Origin of the sequence: Spectribacter acetivorans, from assembly GCF_031846305.1 — a bacterium.
GTDB lineage: Bacteria > Pseudomonadota > Gammaproteobacteria > Nevskiales > Salinisphaeraceae > Spectribacter > Spectribacter acetivorans.
In genome coordinates this window covers 1-363 of the sequence record NZ_JAVRHY010000044.1, presented here as the reverse complement: position 1 = coordinate 363, position 363 = coordinate 1, and the positions used below count along the sequence as shown (strand labels likewise).

The 363-nt window shown below is 55.1% G+C and carries 1 protein-coding gene; it reads left to right on the top strand.

What is annotated here, in order from left to right; all coding sequences use genetic code 11:
- Positions 1 to 284: restriction endonuclease subunit S (locus RM531_RS16015; protein ID WP_311660730.1), on the top strand; the 284-nt coding region annotated here is incomplete at its 5' end.
- Positions 285 to 363 lie beyond the last annotated feature (79 nt).

Genomic DNA, 363 nt, shown 5'->3' with positions numbered 1-363 from the left:
TCTATTGTTATCTTACCTCCCCATTTGGTAGAGAGCAGCTTTATCGGTTTGACAACGGTACCGCTCAACCGAATCTTTCATCGGCCAGCGTAAGACAATACCTATTGCCGCTGCCGCCTATAGAAGAGCAGCGGCGGATCGTTGCCAAGGTGGATGATTTGCTAAGGCTCTGCGGCCAACTAGAAGTCAGCCTCACCAAAGCCGAAACAACGCGCAGCCGGCTTCTTGAATCGATGCTCCACAAGGCTTTACAGGCCACCACGGAGGAACTGGAGCCGGCCTGATGCCCGTCCACAATGCACTCTGGAAGGTCGGCGCGGACTCGAGCCCGCTGTAGGAAACCCGCATGAATTACGGTGACAC